12 protein-coding genes are annotated in these 18,718 nt (G+C 74.2%); 8 read left to right on the plus strand and 4 right to left on the minus strand.

What is annotated here, in order from left to right; genetic code table 11:
• Positions 1-785 precede the first annotated feature (785 nt).
• Together ACZ4K2_RS14735 and pcrA are read left to right on the plus strand one after the other, a co-directional pair.
• Positions 786-1,139 (plus strand): hypothetical protein, encoded by a 354-nt coding sequence (locus ACZ4K2_RS14735; RefSeq protein ID WP_467478137.1) that lies wholly within the window; start codon positions 786-788, stop codon positions 1,137-1,139.
• 282 nt (positions 1,140-1,421) lie between these two features.
• Entirely contained in the window at positions 1,422-3,902 is a 2,481-nt protein-coding gene (pcrA, locus tag ACZ4K2_RS14740; RefSeq protein WP_467478134.1) for a DNA helicase PcrA, read from the plus strand.
• Between the two features lie 82 nt (positions 3,903-3,984).
• Here pcrA and ACZ4K2_RS14745 read toward each other — a convergent pair whose 3' ends face one another.
• Together ACZ4K2_RS14745 and ACZ4K2_RS14750 are read right to left on the minus strand one after the other, a co-directional pair.
• Complete coding sequence (locus ACZ4K2_RS14745) at positions 3,985-5,571, minus strand: M23 family metallopeptidase (protein ID WP_467478131.1); 1,587 nt, start codon at positions 5,569-5,571, stop codon at positions 3,985-3,987.
• A 309-nt stretch (positions 5,572-5,880) separates the two neighbouring features.
• Positions 5,881-6,735, minus strand: coding sequence for an esterase/lipase family protein (locus ACZ4K2_RS14750; protein WP_467478127.1), 855 nt, complete (start codon positions 6,733-6,735; stop codon positions 5,881-5,883).
• A 221-nt stretch (positions 6,736-6,956) separates the two neighbouring features.
• Between ACZ4K2_RS14750 and ACZ4K2_RS14755 the strand changes: the two genes are divergently transcribed.
• Positions 6,957-7,379 (plus strand): cobalamin B12-binding domain-containing protein, encoded by a 423-nt coding sequence (locus ACZ4K2_RS14755; RefSeq protein WP_467478124.1) that lies wholly within the window; start codon positions 6,957-6,959, stop codon positions 7,377-7,379.
• Here ACZ4K2_RS14755 and ACZ4K2_RS14760 read toward each other — a convergent pair.
• Positions 7,355-9,031 carry a DUF5691 domain-containing protein gene (locus tag ACZ4K2_RS14760; protein ID WP_467478121.1) on the minus strand — a complete coding sequence of 559 codons (1,677 nt, stop codon included), beginning with the start codon at positions 9,029-9,031 and terminating at the stop codon, positions 7,355-7,357. The two genes, ACZ4K2_RS14755 and ACZ4K2_RS14760, sit on opposite strands and share 25 nt — an antisense overlap.
• A gap of 83 nt (positions 9,032-9,114) precedes the next feature.
• Complete coding sequence (locus tag ACZ4K2_RS14765) at positions 9,115-10,470, minus strand: SWIM zinc finger family protein (RefSeq protein ID WP_467478120.1); 1,356 nt, start codon at positions 10,468-10,470, stop codon at positions 9,115-9,117.
• Between the two features lie 132 nt (positions 10,471-10,602).
• Between ACZ4K2_RS14765 and ACZ4K2_RS14770 the strand changes: the two genes are divergently transcribed.
• The 5 genes from ACZ4K2_RS14770 to sucD all read left to right on the plus strand — a co-directional run bounded on the left by ACZ4K2_RS14770 (position 10,603) and on the right by sucD (position 18,657).
• Positions 10,603-11,733: an ATP-binding protein gene (locus ACZ4K2_RS14770; protein ID WP_467478116.1), complete on the plus strand. Its 1,131-nt coding sequence runs from the start codon at positions 10,603-10,605 to the stop codon at positions 11,731-11,733.
• Positions 11,730-14,552: a DUF5682 family protein gene (locus tag ACZ4K2_RS14775; RefSeq protein WP_467478113.1), complete on the plus strand. Its 2,823-nt coding sequence runs from the start codon at positions 11,730-11,732 to the stop codon at positions 14,550-14,552. The genes ACZ4K2_RS14770 and ACZ4K2_RS14775 overlap by 4 nt, the downstream gene beginning before the upstream one ends.
• A 204-nt stretch (positions 14,553-14,756) precedes the next feature.
• Positions 14,757-15,974, plus strand: a complete 1,218-nt coding sequence (locus ACZ4K2_RS14780; RefSeq protein ID WP_467478110.1) for a VWA domain-containing protein — start codon at positions 14,757-14,759, stop codon at positions 15,972-15,974.
• Positions 15,975-16,562: 588 nt separating this feature from the next.
• The gene (gene sucC, locus ACZ4K2_RS14785; RefSeq protein WP_467478107.1) at positions 16,563-17,744 is read left to right on the plus strand and encodes an ADP-forming succinate--CoA ligase subunit beta; all 1,182 of its coding nucleotides are present in this window, start codon (positions 16,563-16,565) and stop codon (positions 17,742-17,744) included.
• Between the two features lie 28 nt (positions 17,745-17,772).
• Complete coding sequence (gene sucD / locus ACZ4K2_RS14790; RefSeq protein WP_467478105.1) at positions 17,773-18,657, plus strand: succinate--CoA ligase subunit alpha; 885 nt, start codon at positions 17,773-17,775, stop codon at positions 18,655-18,657.
• The last annotated feature ends 61 nt before the right edge of the window (positions 18,658-18,718 follow it).

Below are 18,718 nucleotides of genomic sequence, written 5' to 3' on the forward strand. Positions count from 1 at the left end.
GGGTCCCCCGCGGCCCGGTGCCCCCGGGGGGGGCCCGCGGCGGCCCCCCGCAACACGGCCCCCCCCCCCCCCCCCCCGGGGGGGGGGGCGGCGGGGGGGGGGGGGGCCCCCCCCCCCACGAAGCCGGCCGCGGTGGCCGCGCCCGCCAGGGCGAAGAGGGCCGCCACCCGGGCCGTGGGGCCGCCGAGCGGGCGGTGCGGAGGCTTGCGGTGCGCTGCCACCTGGACCGTCACGTCCTTCCGTGCGATGCGTCCGGCCGAGCGGTCGGTACGCCCTGCGGCGGCCCGCACGAGGGAGGCGGGCCGCCGCCGGGCCTTTCTCGGCGGGGATGGCCGGCTGCCGCCCCTGGCCCGGGCGGCGATGGGGAGCCGGTCACCTGCGGAAGGACGCTAGGCCGCACGGTGACAGGTTGGTAACGCGCTGTACGGAACTGGCGGCGACGGAACGCCTTGTGACCGGTTGCGACCGCGTGAGCGGGGTGGAGTCGACGCCTTCACGGAGCGTGGTGACCGAAGCGCGGAAAGCGGGACGGCTGGGAGTCGTGGGGTGCTATGGCACGCATATATGCATCACCGGGTGACGGCGACACGGACCGCGAGAGCACAGTCCGGCGTCACCGTCCTGGGAGCCGCAGGTTCGCCGGTACGGGTGCCGTGGGGTCACCGCTTCGGAGACCGTCCGGTCACGGGCAGCCTCGGGCGGAGTCGCCGGGACGGCGTCGCGGGCGGCCTCGGGCGGGGGCCGGTGGCACGGTGTGGCCGCGCCGCTGGCTAGGCTCCGGCCCCATGGACGTACTCATCCATCTCTTCGTCGCCCTGCACATCATCGGCATCGCCGCGCTGCTCGGCGGATTCCTCACCCAGATGAAGGCGATGCGCCAGGGCACGGCCCGGTTCGTGCCCGGAATGCTGCACGGCGCGATCACCATGCTGGTCACCGGTGTGGCCCTGGTCGGCCTCAACCAGGCCGACGGCCACCACGTCGACTCCGTCAAGATCGGCGTGAAGCTGGCCCTGCTGATCGTGATCCTCGGCCTGGTCTACGTGAAGCGCGACGAGGAGCGGGTCGACAAGGGCGCGTTCGGGCTGGTCGGCCTGCTGACCCTGGCCAACGTCTTCATCGCCGTCCTCTGGACCTGATCCTCGGCGCGCCCCGGCCTCGGCCCGCGCCCCCCACACGAAGAGGCCGTGCGGCCCGGCGGCCTCCCGGCCGGTCCGCGGGCGTCCTGTGAAAGTCGGCGCGGGGTGTGCCCGACCCGGTTCCGTGCCGTGCGGACTCGTGCACGCGCGCGTGACCAGGCGCTTCCGTTCGGTGAGTGTCCGGCGGGCGGCGTGGCGGCGCGGGCCGGACGGCCGGGAAGCGAGCCGTTGTTCCCGGGACGGCGACCGGTTGTCGGTGGAGCGCCCTAGACTCGGAGAGCGATGAGCAGCCTCTTTGACGACAGCTTCCTGGCGGACCTCCAGGCCCCTCGCGGCCGCGAGGAGGAGCCCCCGCCGCCGCCCGAGGACGAGCACGCGCCGGAGCCGGTTCCGGACGACCTGTTCGGCGGGAAGTTCGACGTGCCCCCGGACCGGGACGCCTACTACCGCGACGGCGCTCCCCGGCCGGCGCTCGACGCGGCCACCCTCCTGGCGGGGTTGAACGAGAACCAGCGCGCCGCCGTCGAGCACGCCGGCTCCCCGCTGCTCATCGTCGCCGGTGCCGGCTCCGGCAAGACCCGCGTGCTCACCCACCGCATCGCCCACCTGCTCGCCGAGCGGGGCGTGCACCCGGGCCAGATCCTCGCGATCACCTTCACCAACAAGGCCGCGGGCGAGATGAAGGAGCGCGTCGAGCAGCTCGTCGGCCCGCGCGCCAACGCGATGTGGGTGATGACCTTCCACAGCGCGTGCGTGCGCATCCTGCGCCGGGAGAGCAAGCGGCTCGGCTTCACCTCGTCGTTCTCGATCTACGACGCCGCCGACAGCAAGCGCCTGATGGCCCTGGTCTGCCGGGACCTCGACCTCGACCCCAAGCGCTTCCCGCCCAAGTCCTTCAGCGCCAAGATCAGCAATCTGAAGAACGAGCTGATCGACGAGGAGGACTTCGCCGCGCAGGCCGTCGACGGCTTCGAGAAGACCCTCGCCCAGGCCTACGCGCTGTACCAGTCGCGGCTGCGCGAGGCGAACGCGCTGGACTTCGACGACCTGATCATGACGACGGTCAATCTGCTGCGCGCCTTCCCGGACGTGGCCGAGCACTACCGCCGCCGCTTCCGGCACGTCCTGGTCGACGAGTACCAGGACACCAACCACGCCCAGTACGCCCTGGTCCGCGAGCTGGTCGGGACCGGCGCGCACGACGAGGACGTGCCGCCCGCCGAGCACGACGTCCCGCCCGCCGAACTGTGCGTCGTGGGTGACGCGGACCAGTCGATCTACGCCTTCCGGGGCGCGACGATCCGCAACATCCTCCAGTTCGAGGAGGACTACCCGGACGCGACGACGATCCTGCTGGAGCAGAACTACCGCTCCACGCAGACCATCCTGTCCGCCGCCAACGCGGTCATCGAGCGCAACGAGTCCCGCCGCCCGAAGAACCTGTGGACCAACGCCGGCCAGGGCGCCCGGATCACCGGGTACGTCGCCGACACCGAGCACGACGAGGCCCAGTTCGTCGCCGACGAGATAGACCGCCTGGTCGACGCGAGGGAGGCCAAGGCCGGAGACGTCGCCGTCTTCTACCGCACCAACGCCCAGTCCCGCGTCTTCGAGGAGATCTTCATCCGGGTTGGCCTGCCCTACAAGGTCGTCGGCGGCGTCCGCTTCTACGAGCGCAAGGAGGTCCGGGACGTCCTCGCCTACCTGCGCGTCCTCGCCAACCCCGAGGACTCGGTGCCGCTGCGCCGCATCCTCAACGTGCCCAAGCGGGGCATCGGCGAGCGCGCGGAGGCGATGATCGACGCCCTCTCCCAGCGCGAGAAGATCAGCTTCCCGCAGGCACTGAAGCGGGTGGACGAGGCGTACGGCATGGCCGCGCGCTCCACCAACGCCGTCAAGCGGTTCAACACGCTGATGGAGGAGCTGCGCACGATCGTGGAGTCCGGCGCCGGACCGGCCACCGTCCTCGAAGCGATACTCGAACGCACCGGCTACCTGGCGGAACTGCAGGCGTCCACCGACCCGCAGGACGAGACCCGGATCGAGAACCTCCAGGAACTCGCGGCCGTGGCGCTGGAGTTCGAGCAGGAACGCGCGGAAGGGGAGCAGGGCACCCTCGCGGACTTCCTGGAGCAGGTCGCGCTGGTCGCCGACTCCGACCAGATCCCGGACGAGGAGGACGGCGACGGCGTCATCACGCTGATGACCCTGCACACCGCCAAGGGCCTGGAGTTCCCGGTCGTGTTCCTGACCGGCATGGAGGACGGCGTCTTCCCGCACATGCGCGCCCTCGGCCAGACCAAGGAGCTGGAGGAGGAGCGGCGCCTGGCGTACGTGGGCATCACGCGCGCGCGGGAGCGGCTGTACCTCACGCGGTCGACGCTGCGCAGCGCCTGGGGCCAGCCGTCCTACAACCCGCCCTCCCGCTTCCTGGAGGAGATCCCGCCCGCCCACGTGGAGTGGAAGCGGACGGGAGCCACCGCGCCGGTCTCCTCCGGACCGGTGTCCGGCATCGCGGCCTCGCTGTCCTCGTCCCGCTCGCGCTCCTCGGCGTCGGGCGCCTCCGGGTTCGCCACGCGGCGCACGGCGGAGAAGCCGGTGGTCGCGCTGGCGGTCGGTGACCGGGTCACCCACGACCAGTTCGGGCTCGGCACGGTCGTCGGGGTGAAGGGCACGGGCGCGAACGCGGAGGCGACGATCGACTTCGGTGACACCAAGCCCAAGCGGCTGCTGCTGCGGTACGCGCCGGTGGAGAAGCTGTAGCCCGCCGGCGGGGTCCGCGCCGGAAGCCCGCGGGCCCTGCCGGAAGAACGAAGGGCCCCGCTGGAGAGCGGGGCCCCGGCGGTCAGCTGGGATCCAGTCCGTGGCTGCGCAGCCACGACAGGGGGTCGATGGACGCCCCGCCCGCCGGACGGACCTCGAAGTGCAGGTGCGGACCGGTGGAGTTGCCGGACTTGCCGGAGTAGGCGATCGGATCGCCGGCCTTGACGGTCGTACCGGAGGCGAGGCGGTAGCTGGACAGGTGGCAGTACAGCGTCTCCGTGCCGTCCTTCGCCGTCACGATCATCATGTTGCCGTAGGCGGTGTTCCACTTGGTGGTGACGACGCCGTCGGTGGCGGCCATGACCGTGGTGCCGTAGGAGACCGGGAAGTCGATGCCGGTGTGCACCGACATCCAGTTGATGCCCGCCTGGCCGAAGTAGGCGCTGAGACCGTGCTGCTCGACCGGCAGCGCGAACTTGGGGCGCAGCCGCTCCCGGAGCGCGGCCTCCGCGGCGGCCCTCTTCTTCTCCAGGTCCTGCTGCACCTTCAGGTCGATCCGCTCCTGGGTGCGGCTCGCCCGGTCGGCGAAGTCGGTGGCGCCGGCGGACAGGGTCTTGAGCTGGCTGTCCAGCTTGCCGTTGGCGACCGACGGCTTGACCGGCTGCGCGTCGGAGGCGGTGGTGGACGTGCCGCCGGAGTCGTCGGCGAAGGCGCCGACCGAGGCGGCGGCGATCCCCGCGACCCCCATCACGCAGGCCGACGGCACGGCGACGGTCAGCAGCGCGGAGCGCTTGGCGGGCGTACGGCGCCGGGAACGAGCCGCTCCGCGGGAACCGGCGCGGGTCACGGGCGCCGGCGTGACCTCCTCCTGGCCGTCCAGCAGGCCGTCCACGACGGGCGGTTCACCGGTGGCGTCCGGTGCGTCCGCGCCGTCACCCTCGCCGTCGGACCGGTCGCCGAAGTCGGTGTCCTCGTACGACGGCTGCTCGAAGGCCGCGGTCGTCCGCGGGTCACCGTCCTGCTCGAACACCGCCTGCGGGTCGGTCACGGCCTCGAACGTCGCGGGGGTCCGTGGGTCGCCGACCGCCTCGAACGTCGCGGTGGCCTGCTGGTCGAACGGTTCGCCGTCGTGTCCCGGGGCCGTGGGCACGGCCTGCCCGGCGGAGTTCCACTGCGTGGCGTCGTACGCGCCCGTGTCGAAGTTCTGGGTGCCCCACTCCCACTGCTGGGCGGGGCCGGTGGTGGTGGGCCGGTCGGGCTGGAGCCAGGCGCCCGTGTCCCACTGGCCGCTGACGTCGTTGCCGGTGGCCTGCGCGGGGAGGCCCCAGGCGGTGCTGTCGTAGGCGCCGGTGTCGTAGGCGGTGGGGTACGGGGAGGCGTACGGGTCGTAGGCCGGGGTATCCGACTGACCGTGGCCGGTCTGCCACTGCGTGGTGTCGTAGGCCCCGGTCGTCTGCTCACCGCCGGGCAGGCTGCCGAAGAGCGGGTCGGCGTGGAAGGCGGTGCTGCCGCCGGAACCGCAGGGAAAACCGGTGGCGTCATAGCCGCCGTACGTGGTGAGGTCGTCGTACTGGGCTTCCTGGGCCCCGTACGGCGCGTAGTGCGCCGGGGAGGCGTCGGAAGCCGGGGCCGGGGTGGTCATGGTCCCCGACGGGTGACGGTCGTTCACCAACTTCTCTTTCGCCTCGACAACAGGGGCTGCCAGAGCAGTGCGGCGACTGTACCCGTCGGTACCTGGGCGCGACAATCTTCGGCCGGTTTCGCGTGGGCCGGAAACGGGCATTCGGCCGTGTTTCGGGGGCCCCGAACGCGACCTTGGCCTTGCGTTCGAAGAATGTTCGATGTCGAGCGGTGATGCGCGGGCCGTGAGCCCCCTCCCGGCCGTTCCCTCCCTCCGCCGTTTCTCCGCTTTTTCTGCGCTTCTTCTCCGGCTCCGTGGCGTTTTCCCGAGGTCCGTCTTCCCGGGCCCGGTCCCGCCTCACGCCACCGTCAGGCCGCCGGTGCTCCGGTCCGGGGGCCGCGGGGCGTCGAGGGCCTCGCGTATGCCGGCCGCGATGGCGGGATGCACGAGCAGGGCGAGGTGCCCGATGCCGGTCACCCGGATGTTGTGCGCGTCGAGGTCGGGGTGGTCCAGGCAGGCCGTCTCCAGCGGGTCCATGAGGGAGTCGAGGTCGCTCCAGAAGCTGACGAAGCGGGTCCGGCAGCCGGGTGCGGGCCGGGCCAGTTCCTCGATCACCACCGAGCCCGGCCGCATCTGCCGCACGATCGGGTGCGCGTCGGCCAGCGGCGCCACCCGGGTCCCGGAGTGCGGGGTGCCGAGTGTGACCAGCGTGCGGACCCGCCGGTCCCCGCCGAGCCGCTGCACGTAGTAGCGGGCGATCAGGCCCCCGAGGCTGTGCCCCACGATGTCGACGCGCGCGCTGCCGGTGCGCTCGCAGATCTCCTCGATGTGCCGGCCGAGCAGTTCGGCGGCGGTGCGTATGTCGCAGGTCAGCGGAGAGTAGTTGAGGGACTCGACGCGCTGGCCGCCGTGCTGCGCGAGGGTGCGGCGGAGCAGGACGAACACGGAGCGGTTGTCGATGAAGCCGTGCAGCAGCACGACCGGCGGGGCCGGGCGGGACGGGAGCGTGGCGGCACCGCCGGTGCCGGGCAGGGCGGCGCAGCGGCGCTCCTGGACCAGACCGGTCGGGTAGAGCAGGAGGTGACCGGCGAGGATCGCGGCCTCCAGGGCGGTCGCCCGCAGCAGCGTCACGGACAGTCCGGCGAGTCGGCCCGGCCACAGACGGCGGCAGAGCGGGAGAAAGAGCGGCGGCAACACCCCGGTGACCTTCATGGCCGACCTCCTGTCCGCACGCCGGAGGACGCTCGGTACCCCGGGTGCGCATGTCCCACTATGTGATTTCCCCCTCGCCGCGCACCGTAAAACTGCCGGTTGCGGGATGCTGGAGATAACGTTCGTTCACTTCGCGACGGTGGCGGGACGCGCCAGAAGTGCGGTACTTGTCGTGATGAGACGGAAGCGATCGCTTCCGTGGTCGCTTGATGGAGGCAGTGATGGGTGTGGCAGCCGGTCCGATCCGCGTGGTGGTCGCCAAGCCGGGGCTCGACGGCCACGATCGCGGGGCCAAGGTCATCGCGCGCGCCCTGCGCGACGCCGGTATGGAGGTCATCTACACCGGGCTCCACCAGACGCCGGAGCAGATCGTCGGGACCGCCATCCAGGAGGACGCCGACGCGATCGGCCTGTCCATCCTCTCCGGCGCCCACAACACGCTGTTCGCCGCCGTCATCGAGCTGCTCAAGGAGCGCGAGGCCGAGGACATCCTCGTCTTCGGCGGCGGCATCATCCCGGAGGAGGACATCGCGCCGCTGAAGGAGAAGGGCGTCGCGGAGATCTTCACCCCGGGCGCGACGACCACGTCGATCGTGGAGTGGGTGCGGGAGAACGTCCGTCAGACGGCGGCCTCCGGCGGCTGACCGGCCGTCCGGGCCGGCTCCGCGGGCGATCCCGGCGGTGCCAGTTCCCGCGTCATCGCGGCCCGCAGCCGCAGCGTGGTCACCAGCCGCTGGAACGCCTCGGCCCAGTAGCCGCCGGCGCCCGGCGCGGCGTCCTCCCGCTCGTCGGGCGCGGCGAGCAGCGCCTCCAGGCGCACGGCCTCCGCCGGGTCCAGGCAGCGCTCCGCCAGCCCCATCACGCCGCTGAAGCTCCACGGGTAACTCCCGGCGTCCCGGGCGATGTTCAGGGCGTCGACGACCGCCCGGCCGAGCGGGGCGGACCAGGGCACCGCGCACACCCCGAGCAACTGGAACGCCTCCGAGAGGCCGTGGGTGGCGATGAACCCCGCCACCCACGCGGCCCGTTCCGCCGGGGCCAGCGCGGCCAGCAGCTTCGCCCGCTCCGCCAGCGACACCGCGCCCGGGCCGCCCGCCTCCGGTGCCGACGGCGAGCCGAGCAGCGCCCGCGACCACGCGGCGTCCCGCTGCCGTACCGCCGCCCGGCACCAGGCCGCGTGCAGTTCGCCCTGCCAGCCGTCCGCCACCGGCAGCGCCACGATCTCCTCGGCCGTCCGCCCGCCGAGCCGCTCCCGCCAGGTGCCGAGCGGGGCGGCCTCCACCAACTGCCCCAGCCACCAGGACCGTTCCCCCCGGCCCGCCGGGGGAGTGGCCGCGACACCGTCCCGTTCCATGCCCGCATCGCATTCCGGCGGGGCCTCCACCGCGATCGCCGGCGCGCCCCCCGTGCGGTCCAGGGCGACACAGGCCGCGGCCCGCAGGGCCATGCGCCCGGCGAGCGCCGAGCCCGGCAGCGCCGACAGCAGTTCCGCCGCCGTGGCGCGCACGTTGCGGCTGCGGTCGCCCAGCGCCTGCTCCAGGAAGGGCTCGTCCGCGTCCGACAGGCCCGTGCGCAGCGAGTCGAGGAACATCAGCCGGTCCTCCGCCCGCTCCGTCGCCCACGTCGACGCCAGCAGCTCGCGCCCCGGCGCCGGGCTGCGGGACCGCAGCGCGCCGAGCAGCGCCGCCCGCTCGGCGAACAGCCCCTCCTGCCACAGCCGGCGCACCGCCTCGGCGTCCTCCGTGTCGGGCAGCGTCGCGCCGCCGCCGGGGGCCGCGCGCAGGGCGAACCGCCAGTCCGGGTTCAGCCGCGCCAGCCACAGCGCGCGCGGGCCCGCGAACGCCAGCGCCGCCGGGCGCAGGTCCGTGCGGCCCCGGGCGGCGTCCAGCAGGGCGGGCAGCGCCTGCGGCGGCGCCGCGTAGCCGTGCGCGTTGGCCGCCGCGAGCCACTGCGGGAGCAGTTCGACGAGGTCCGGGGAGCCGCCCCGCCGGCTGCCGCTCCCGCCGCCCGGCCGGTCGGCCAGCAGGGCGGCGAGCCGGCGCGCCGCCGCCGCGGGCAGGGCCGGGCGGGGGTCGGCGGGCGCGGGTCCGGGCCGCTGTGTCGCCCGGGCGGGCCGCAGCCCCGCCCGCCGCCGTACGGTCGCCACGGCGGCCGCGTCGAGCAGCGCGGCCGGGGCCGTGCGGCCGGGCGGAATCTGCGCCGGGACGCGCCGGTCGGTGCCGAGGAGCGCGGTGGTGACCAGCTCCTCCCAGGTGCTCTCCGGTGCCGTGGTGCCCCCGGCCGGTGCCCCGTTCATCCCGTCCCCTTCTCCTCGTAAAACCCCTCGTAGATCCCCTCGTGCCCGCGCCTTTGCCCGCGCGGGAGCGTCCGTACGGCCGGTCAGCACAGCGGCACCGCCTCGCCCTCCCCCGCCGGCCAGGCCGTGAGCGGGGTGAAGCCGCGGTGGCCGCACTCGCCGAAGACCGTGACCGGGGCGCCGCCGGACAGCGCGACGAGCCGCCACAGGCCGGGCCGGGCGCGGGCGGCCGGGCTCAGCGGCAGGGCCGTGTCCGTGCCGGCGTCGGCCAGCTGCCACCGGTCGCCGTCCGGAACCGGTGTCACCCCGTCCAGCGTGACCGGGACCGACTCCAGCCAGGGGTCGTCCCGCAGTGCCTCGCCGTACCGGTCCAGCGCCTCGCCGGTGGTCACGCCCGGCGGGCGGAAGACGGCCGGGACCGGCGCGGCGAACCGCTCGCCCAGCGCGGCCCGGGCCTGGGCCGTGCCCGGGTACGGCGCGAGCTCGGCGTCCAGGGCCAGGCCGACCGGCAGGGACAGCTCCGGCGTCCGGCCGGCCGCGCCGTAGGACAGCAGCAGCCGGGTCCGGCCGCACTCGGCGCCGTACACCCAGATCCGGCGCGTCGTCAGTTTCGGGTGCACCGTGTCGTACTGGGCGAGGACCAGCCACCGGTCGCGTACCGGCGGGCCGTCCGGGGCGGCGGGCAGGCCGAGCCGGGAGTGGACCGTGGCCGCGAGGCCGTCCGGCAGCCGGTCGCGTCGGAGCCAGCCCCGGCCGAGCAGGTGCAGCAGCGCGCACTCCTCCAGCAACCGGGCCGGCCAGCCCGCGCCGGACGCCGGTATCGCCCCCAACTCGCGCACGCGCGCCGCCAGTCCGGGGGCCTGCGCGTCGACCATGCGGGCCGCCGTCTCGTCCCACTGCCCGTACCCCGCCCGCTCGGCCGTGGCCAGCCCGGCGCGCAGCAGGTCCTCCAGACGCTGCTCCAGCTCCGTCGCGCCCGCGGTGACCCGCCCGGCCCGGCGCTCGGCCCGCCGCCGGGCCGCCTCCGGATCCGCGGGCGTCCCGCCGGAGCCGCCCCCGGCCCGTGACTTCCCGGTCTCGGCGCGGCCGCGCCGCCCGGTGAGCCACCGCCCGGCCCAGTCCGGCGGCCGCGCGGGTTCCGGCACCGACCCGTCGTCGCCCGCCCAGAGCAGCAGCAGCCCGAGCGCGTGCTTGCACGGAAACTTACGGCTGGGACAACTGCACTGGTAGGCGGGTCCGGCCGGGTCGGCCAGGTCCACCACCGTCCGGTACGGCGTGCTGCCGCTGCCCTTGCACAGCCCCCACACCGCCCCCTCTCCGCCGCCCGTCCCCGACCACGGCCCGGCGGCGGCGAGTCTGCTCCCCGCCTTGCGTGACGCGGCGTCAGGCGCCAGTGCCAGCACCTGGTCCGCGGTCCGGCGCACCCCCTGCTCAGTCATGCCACCGACGGTAGGTCCCGCCACTGACAATCGGTCTGCTGAGCGCATCCGTGCAGGTCAGAGCGATTGTCAGTGGTGTGGTGCACGGTGGGTGACAGATCCGAACCGGCCGAGCTGGAGGGGGCCTCAGCCATGACTGTGTCCGTGCGACCGACGACCGCCGAGACCGACCGCGCCGACGACGCGCAGGTGCTGCGACCGCATGCCGAGCACGCCTTCGCGGCCGAACTCGCCGCGCTCGCGGCGCAGGACGACCGCCCGCGCCCGGCCCGCTGGAGGCTGTCGCCGTGGGCGGTGGCGACCTACCTGCTCGGCGGCACCCTGCCGGACGGCACGGTGATCAGCCCCAAGTACGTGGGGCCGCGCCGGATCGTCGAGGTGGCCGTCACCACGCTCGCCACCGACCGCGCCCTGCTCCTGCTCGGGGTGCCCGGCACCGCCAAGACCTGGGTGTCGGAGCATCTGGCGGCGGCCGTCAGCGGCGACTCGACGCTGCTGGTGCAGGGCACGGCCGGCACACCGGAGGAGGCGATCCGGTACGGCTGGAACTACGCACGGCTCCTCGCCCACGGCCCCAGCCGCGACGCCCTCGTGCCCAGTCCCGTCATGCGCGCCATGGCCGAGGGCATGACCGCCCGGGTGGAGGAGCTGACCCGGATCCCGGCCGACGTGCAGGACACGCTGATCACCATCCTGTCCGAGAAGATCCTGCCCGTCCCGGAACTCGGCGAGGAGGTCCAGGCGGTCCGCGGGTTCAACCTCATCGCCACCGCCAACGACCGCGACCGCGGGGTCAACGACCTGTCCAGCGCCCTGCGCCGCCGCTTCAACACGGTGGTGCTGCCGCTGCCGGAGAGCGCCGAGGCCGAGGTCGACATCGTCACCCGCCGGGTCGAGCAGCTGGGCCGCTCCCTGGACCTGCCGGCCGCGCCCGACGGCATCGACGAGATCCGGCGGGTCGTCACCGTCTTCCGCGAACTGCGCGACGGCGTCACCGCCGACGGGCGCACGAAGCTGAAGTCGCCCAGCGGCACGCTGTCCACGGCGGAGGCGATCTCCGTCGTCACGAACGGCCTCGCCCTCGCCGCCCACTTCGGCGACGGGGTGCTGCGCCCGGGGGACGTCGCCGCCGGCATCCTCGGCGCCGTCGTCCGCGATCCGGCGGCCGACCGGGTCGTCTGGCAGGAGTACCTGGAGACGGTCGTCCGCGAGCGCGAGGGCTGGACCGGTTTCTACCGGGCCTGCCGCGAGGTGAGCGCATGACCGGCGCGGGCCCGGCGTACGACGCGGGGCCGCTGCTGCTCGGGGTACGGCACCACGGGCCCGGTTCCGCGCGCGCGGTGCGGGCCGCGCTGGACGCCGCCCGCCCCGCCGCCGTCCTGATCGAGGGGCCGCCCGAGGCCGACGCGCTGATCCCGCTGGCCGCCGACCCCGGCCTGCGGCCGCCGGTCGCCCTGCTCGCGCACGCCGTGGACGAGCCGGGCCGCTCCGCCTTCTGGCCGTTCGCCGAGTTCAGCCCGGAGTGGGTGGCCATCCGCTGGTCCGTCGAGCACGGCGTCCCGGCCCGCTTCATCGACCTGCCGGCCACGCACACGCTCGCGTGGGGGGACGACGACGAGCCGCGCGGCGGCGGGGACGACGGCCGGGGGGCCGCTCCCGGCGGCGGGGAGGAGGGGCGGGGGACCGTCCCTGGCGGCGGGGAGAAGGATCGGGTGTCCGTTCCCGGCGGCGGGGACCACACGGGTGCGTCCGGGCCCGCGGACGACGCCGACCAGGACCGCGCCGACCAGGTCCGCGTCGACCCCCTCGCCGTGCTCGCCGGGACGGCCGGGTACGACGATCCCGAGCGCTGGTGGGAGGACGTCGTCGAACACCGCGGGCCCGGCACCCGCGACCCGTTCGCGCCGTTCGAGGCGGTGGCGGAGGCCATGGGCGCGCTGCGCGAGAGGTACGGCGCCGGCGGGCGCCCGCGGGACCTCGTCCGCGAGGCGCACATGCGGTTGCGGCTGCGGGAGGCGCGCAAGGAGTTCGGGGACGCCGTGGCCGTGGTCTGCGGGGCCTGGCACGTGCCCGCGCTGCGCGAGCGGACCACCGTCACCGCCGACCGGTCCCTGCTCCGGGGCCTGCCCCGGCGGAAGGCCGACCTGACCTGGGTGCCCTGGACCCACCGCAGGCTGGCCCGGGACGGCGGGTACGGCGCGGGCGTCGACTCGCCCGGCTGGTACGGGCACCTCTTCCACGCCCCCGACCGCCCGGTGGAGCGGTGGCTGACCAAGGTGGCCGGGATGCTGCGCGAGGAGGACCGGATCGTGTCCTCCGCGCACGTCATCGAGGCCGTACGGCTCGCGGAGACGCTGGCGGCGCTGCGCGGCCGTCCGCTGCCCGGCCTGGGCGAGACCACCGACGCGGTGCGCGCGGTGCTGTGCGAGGGCTCGGACGTGCCGCTGGCGCTGGTGCACGACCGGCTGGTGGTCGGGGACGTCCTGGGCGAGGTCCCGGACTCGGCGCCCGCGGTCCCGTTGCAGCGCGACCTGGTCCGGCGGCAGCGTGCGCTGCGGCTCAAGCCCGAGGCGGCGGAGCGCGAGCTGGAGCTCGACCTGCGCGGTGACACCGACGCCGGGCGCAGCAGGCTGCTGCACCGGCTGCGGCTGCTCGGCGTCGGCTGGGGGGAGCCGGTCCGGTCCCGGGGGAGCACGGGGACCTTCCGGGAGACCTGGCTGCTGCGCTGGGAGCCAGAACTGTCCGTGCGGGTCGCCGAGGCGGGCGTGTGGGGGACGACCGTGCGGGCGGCGGCCCGGGCCAAGGCCGAGGCGGACGCGGTGGCGGCACCCACCCTCGCCGACGTCACCGCGCTCGCCGAGCAGTGCCTGCCGGCCGGGCTGCCGGACGCGCTGCCCGTGGTGATGCGGGTGCTCGCGGACCGGGCGGCCCTCGACACCGACGTCGGCAGGCTCGCCGAGGCGCTGCCCGCGCTGGTCCGCTCACTGCGCTACGGCGACGTGCGCGGCACCGACACCGGTGCGCTGGCCGAGGTCGCCGAGGGGCTCGCCGAACGCGTCTTCGTCGGCCTGCCCTCGGCCTGCACCGCGCTCGACGCCGACGCGGCGGAGGAGATGCGCGGTCACGTGGACGCCGTGCACACGGCGGTGGGCCTACTGACGGACAGCCTCCCCGGCACGGGGGCGGACGGCGGGGGCGGGGACGGCGAGCAGGGCGTAACCGGCGGGGACGGGGGCGGTGTCCGGGACGGCGACGGCGGAGGGCGGGGTGGCCAGGGCAGCGAGGGCGGGGACCGGGACGGAATCGGCGAGGGCCGGGGCGGAATCGGCGAGGATCAGGGCGGAACCGGCGAGGACCGGGGTGCCACGGACGGGGACCGGGACGGTGGTGATGGCACCCGGGGTGGTGCTCCGGGCGGTGCCGGGCGGGGCCACGGCGGTGCCGGCGGGCTGCGGGACCGCTGGCGGGCGGTGCTGCGGAAGCTCTCGCTGCGGGACACCGCTCCCGGTGTCATCCGCGGGCGGGCCGTGCGGCTGCTGCTGGACGACGGTGCGCTGCGGCACGAGGAGGCGGCCCGGCTGATGGGACTCGCGCTGTCGCCGGGTACGCCGCCCGCCGCTGCCGCCGCCTGGGTCGAGGGCTTCGCCGGCGGGGGCGGGCTGCTGCTGGTGCACGACGAGCGGCTCCTCGCTCTGCTCGACACCTGGCTGACGGGTGTGCCCGCGGACGCCTTCACGGATGTACTGCCCCTGCTGCGGCGCACCTTCGCGGCGTACGAGCCGGGAGTGCGCAGAACACTCGGCGAACTGGTCCGGCGCGGCCCCGGTGACCGGCCCGGCGGAGCGGCCCAGGGCGCCGCCGTGCCCGGCTTCGCCGCCGAACCGGACACCGCGCGCGCCGACGCGGTGCTGCCGGTTCTGCGGCTGCTCCTCGGCCCGGACCCGGACCACGGCACGCCGCACGCCCCACCACTCGCCCGCGGCACGCGGGACGCGACGGCACCCGACCGACCCCGGAGCGACGATCGGCCCGGGACGCCAGGCGGCGCCGATCACGGCAGCCTGGCGGGGGTGCGCGCATGACGAGACGACCACCGGCCCGGCACCGGCCCGGGGCGCCCGGCGCGACGCCCAGGGGCGCCGAGCACGACAGCCTCGCGGGGGTGACCACATGACGCACACGACGACCGCACCGGCACCGGCGTCGCCACCGGCCCGGGTACCGGCGCAGGCGCCCGGCGCGACGGGCGGCGGCACCGACCACGAAAGTCCCACGGGGGTGGCCACATGACGCAGAAGACACCCGCACCGGCACCAGTACCGGCACAGCCACCCGCACCGGCACCAGGACCGGCGCTCGATCCCGCGTCGGAGCGGCTGCGGCGCTGGCGGCTGGTGCTCGGCGGGGACCAGGCCGACGGCACCGGATGCACGCTGTCCGGCCGGGACGCGGCGATGGACGGCGCGCTCGCCGCCCTGTACGGCCGGGGCGACCGGGCGCGGCCGGGCGGGGACCGCTCGGCGGGACTCGGGTCCTCGGCGCCGTCCGTGGCGCGCTGGCTCGGGGACATCCGCGACTACTTCCCGTCCTCCGTCGTCCAGGTCATGCAGCGCGACGCCATCGACCGGCTCGGCCTCGCCTCCCTGCTGCTGGAGCCGGAGATGCTGGAGGCGGTGGAGGCCGACGTGCACCTGGTCGGCACGCTGCTCTCGCTGCACAAGGCGATGCCCGAGACGACGCGGGAGACGGCACGCGCGGTCGTGCGCAAGGTGGTCGGGGAACTGGAGAAGCGGCTCGCCACCCGCACCCGGGCCACCCTCACCGGCGCCCTGGACCGCAGCATGCGCATCCGGCGCCCGCGCCACCACGACATCGACTGGCACCGGACCATCGCGGCCAACCTCAGGCACTACCTGCCCGAGTACCGCACGGTCGTGCCGGAACGGCTGGTCGGCCACGGGCGGGCCGCGCGGTCGGTGCGGAAGGAGGTCGTGCTCTGCGTCGACCAGTCCGGGTCGATGGCGGCGTCCGTGGTGTACGCGTCGGTGTTCGGGGCGGTCCTCGCCTCCATGCGGTCCCTCAGCACCCGGCTGGTCGTCTTCGACACCGCGGTCGTCGACCTCACCGACCAGCTGGACGACCCCGTCGACGTGCTCTTCGGCACCCAGCTCGGCGGCGGCACGGACATCAACCGGGCGCTCGCCTACTGCCAGGGCCGGATCACCCGGCCGGGCGAGACCGTCGTCGTGCTGATCAGCGACCTCTACGAAGGCGGTATCCGCGACGAGATGCTCAAGCGGGTCGCGGCGATGAAGGCGTCGGGGGTGCAGTTCGTGTCGCTGCTCGCGCTGTCGGACGAGGGGGCGCCCGCGTACGACCGGGAACACGCGGCGGCTCTCGCCGCGCTCGGCGCGCCGGCCTTCGCCTGCACGCCCGACCTGTTCCCCGAGGTGATGGCCGCGGCGCTGGAGAAACGGCCCCTGCCGATACCGGAGACGGCGTGACCCGGCGGGCGTGACAACGGCCCGGCGAGGGCACCCGGTATCCGGAACGCGTGGTGCGGACAGCTCCACGGGGTGTGCCTCGCCGGGCGGCCGAACACCGTCGGCACGTCCGGGTGGAGCCTTGCGGAGGGGCCCGTGGTCCCCATTGGGGTGGGGACCCAGCGCCCCGGCCCCGGGCCCGCCGGCCCGGGGGAGCCGGGGTCTCACCGGGTCAACCCCAGCCCGGTGAGGCCCGTGCCCCGACCGTGCGGCGCCCGTCGGGCCTGTGCCCGCACCCGGCCCCCGTGGGCCTGTGCCCGCACCCGGTTCCGTGGGCCTGCGTCCGCACCCGGCCCCGTGGACCTGCGGCGGCACTCACGGGACGGCACGCTGTGCCAGGGATTCCGGCATCATGTGACAGGTATCACCGCTGAGGTGTGACCCTCGATTTAGGGAGCCCCCGCAAGCGGCGATAACCTGCGAGACGGACATGCCGCGCGCTCGGACACCGTGTGCGCTTCCCTTGTGACACAGCGGACGTCACGTTGCCCTTCGCGGCACGCCCACGCATCCAACGAACCGCGAGATCACTGATAGGGACGGAAGCGCGTGGACCTGTTCGAGTACCAGGCGAGGGACCTCTTCGCCAAGCACGATGTACCGGTGCTGGCCGGTGAAGTCATCGACACGCCTGAGGCGGCGCGCGCGATCACCGAGCGGCTGGGCGGCAAGTCCGTCGTCAAGGCGCAGGTGAAGGTCGGTGGCCGCGGCAAGGCCGGTGGCGTCAAGCTGGCCGCCTCCGCGGACGAGGCCGTCGCCCGTGCGACGGACATCCTCGGCATGGACATCAAGGGCCACACGGTCCACAAGGTGATGATCGCCGAGACCGCTCCGGAGATCGTCGAGGAGTACTACGTCTCCTTCCTCCTCGACCGCGCCAACCGCACCTTCCTCTCCATCGCCTCCGTCGAGGGCGGCATGGAGATCGAGGAGGTGGCGGCCACCCGTCCGGAGGCCGTCGCCAAGACGCCGATCGACCCGATCGACGGTGTGGACGAGGCCAAGGCCCGCGAGATCGTCGCGGCCGCCAAGTTCCCGGCCGAGGTCGCGGACAAGGTCGCGAACGTCCTGGTCACGCTCTGGGACACCTTCATCAAGTCGGACGCCCTCCTCGTCGAGGTCAACCCGCTCGCGAAGGTCGCCTCCGGCGAGGTCATCGCCCTCGACGGCAAGGTGTCGCTCGACGACAACGCCGAGTTCCGCCACCCCGAGTACGAGGAGCTCCACGACAAGGCCGCGGCCAACCCGCTCGAGGCCGCCGCCAAGGAGAAGAACCTCAACTACGTCAAGCTCGACGGTGAGGTCGGCATCATCGGCAACGGCGCCGGGCTCGTCATGAGCACCCTGGACGTCGTCGCGTACGCCGGTGAGAACCACGGCAACGTCAAGCCCGCCAACTTCCTGGACATCGGCGGTGGCGCCTCCGCCCAGGTCATGGCGAACGGCCTGGAGATCATCCTGGGCGACCCGGACGTCAAGTCCGTCTTCGTGAACGTCTTCGGTGGCATCACCGCCTGCGACGAGGTCGCCAACGGCATCGTGCAGGCCCTGAAGCTCCTGGAGGACCGCGGCGAGAACGTCTCCAAGCCGCTCGTCGTCCGCCTCGACGGCAACAACGCCGAGCTGGGCCGGCAGATCCTCACCGACGCCAACCACCCGCTGGTGCAGCGCGTCGACACCATGGACGGCGCGGCCGACAAGGCCGCCGAGCTGGCCCACGCCGCCAAGTAAGCACTCAGGACGAGGACACCAACACACCATGGCTATCTGGCTCAACAAGGACAGCAAGGTCATCGTCCAGGGCATGACCGGTGCCACCGGCATGAAGCACACGAAGCTCATGCTCGGTGACGGCACCAACGTCGTGGGCGGCGTGAACCCGCGCAAGGCGGGTCAGACCGTGGACTTCGACGGCACCGAGGTACCCGTCTTCGGCACCGTCAAGGAGGCCATCGAGAAGACCGGCGCCGACGTCTCCGTCATCTTCGTGCCGGAGAAGTTCACCAAGGACGCGGTCGTCGAGGCCATCGACGCCGAGATCCCGCTGGCCGTCGTGATCACCGAGGGCATCGCCGTGCACGACACGGCCGCCTTCTGGGCGTACGCCGGCAAGAAGGGCAACAAGACCCGCATCATCGGCCCGAACTGCCCCGGCATCATCACCCCGGGCCAGTCGAACGTCGGCATCATCCCGGGCGACATCACCAAGCCGGGCCGCATCGGCCTGGTGTCGAAGTCCGGCACGCTGACGTACCAGATGATGTACGAGCTGCGCGACATCGGCTTCTCCACCGCCGTCGGCATCGGTGGCGACCCGATCATCGGCACCACGCACATCGACGCGCTCGCGGCGTTCCAGGACGACCCCGAGACCGACCTCATCGTGATGATCGGTGAGATCGGCGGCGACGCCGAGGAGCGTGCCGCGGCGTTCATCAAGGAGAACGTGACCAAGCCGGTCGTCGGCTACGTCGCGGGCTTCACCGCGCCCGAGGGCAAGACCATGGGTCACGCCGGCGCCATCGTCTCCGGCTCCTCCGGCACCGCACAGGCCAAGAAGGAGGCCCTGGAGGCAGCGGGCGTCAAGGTCGGCAAGACCCCGACCGAGACGGCGAAGCTCGCCCGCGAGATCCTCAGCGCCTGAGCGTCCGGGATCCGGGGCGCCTGGGCGTCTCGACGCCAGGTCCGACCGTCAGGCAGGCCCG

Source organism: Streptomyces sp. NPDC025833 (assembly GCF_055558055.1).

Coding starts and splice junctions, on each gene's coding strand:
- ACZ4K2_RS14775 (WP_467478113.1), top strand. CDS start 11,730: ATGACCGGCGCGGGCCCGGCGTACGACGCGGGGCCGCTGCTGCTCGGG.
- ACZ4K2_RS14770 (WP_467478116.1), top strand. CDS start 10,603: ATGACTGTGTCCGTGCGACCGACGACCGCCGAGACCGACCGCGCCGAC.
- ACZ4K2_RS14780 (WP_467478110.1), top strand. CDS start 14,757: ATGACGCAGAAGACACCCGCACCGGCACCAGTACCGGCACAGCCACCC.
- ACZ4K2_RS14755 (WP_467478124.1), top strand. CDS start 6,957: ATGGGTGTGGCAGCCGGTCCGATCCGCGTGGTGGTCGCCAAGCCGGGG.
- pcrA (WP_467478134.1), top strand. CDS start 1,422: ATGAGCAGCCTCTTTGACGACAGCTTCCTGGCGGACCTCCAGGCCCCT.
- ACZ4K2_RS14750 (WP_467478127.1), bottom strand. CDS start 6,735: ATGAAGGTCACCGGGGTGTTGCCGCCGCTCTTTCTCCCGCTCTGCCGC.
- sucD (WP_467478105.1), top strand. CDS start 17,773: ATGGCTATCTGGCTCAACAAGGACAGCAAGGTCATCGTCCAGGGCATG.
- ACZ4K2_RS14735 (WP_467478137.1), top strand. CDS start 786: ATGGACGTACTCATCCATCTCTTCGTCGCCCTGCACATCATCGGCATC.
- ACZ4K2_RS14760 (WP_467478121.1), bottom strand. CDS start 9,031: ATGAACGGGGCACCGGCCGGGGGCACCACGGCACCGGAGAGCACCTGG.
- ACZ4K2_RS14765 (WP_467478120.1), bottom strand. CDS start 10,470: ATGACTGAGCAGGGGGTGCGCCGGACCGCGGACCAGGTGCTGGCACTG.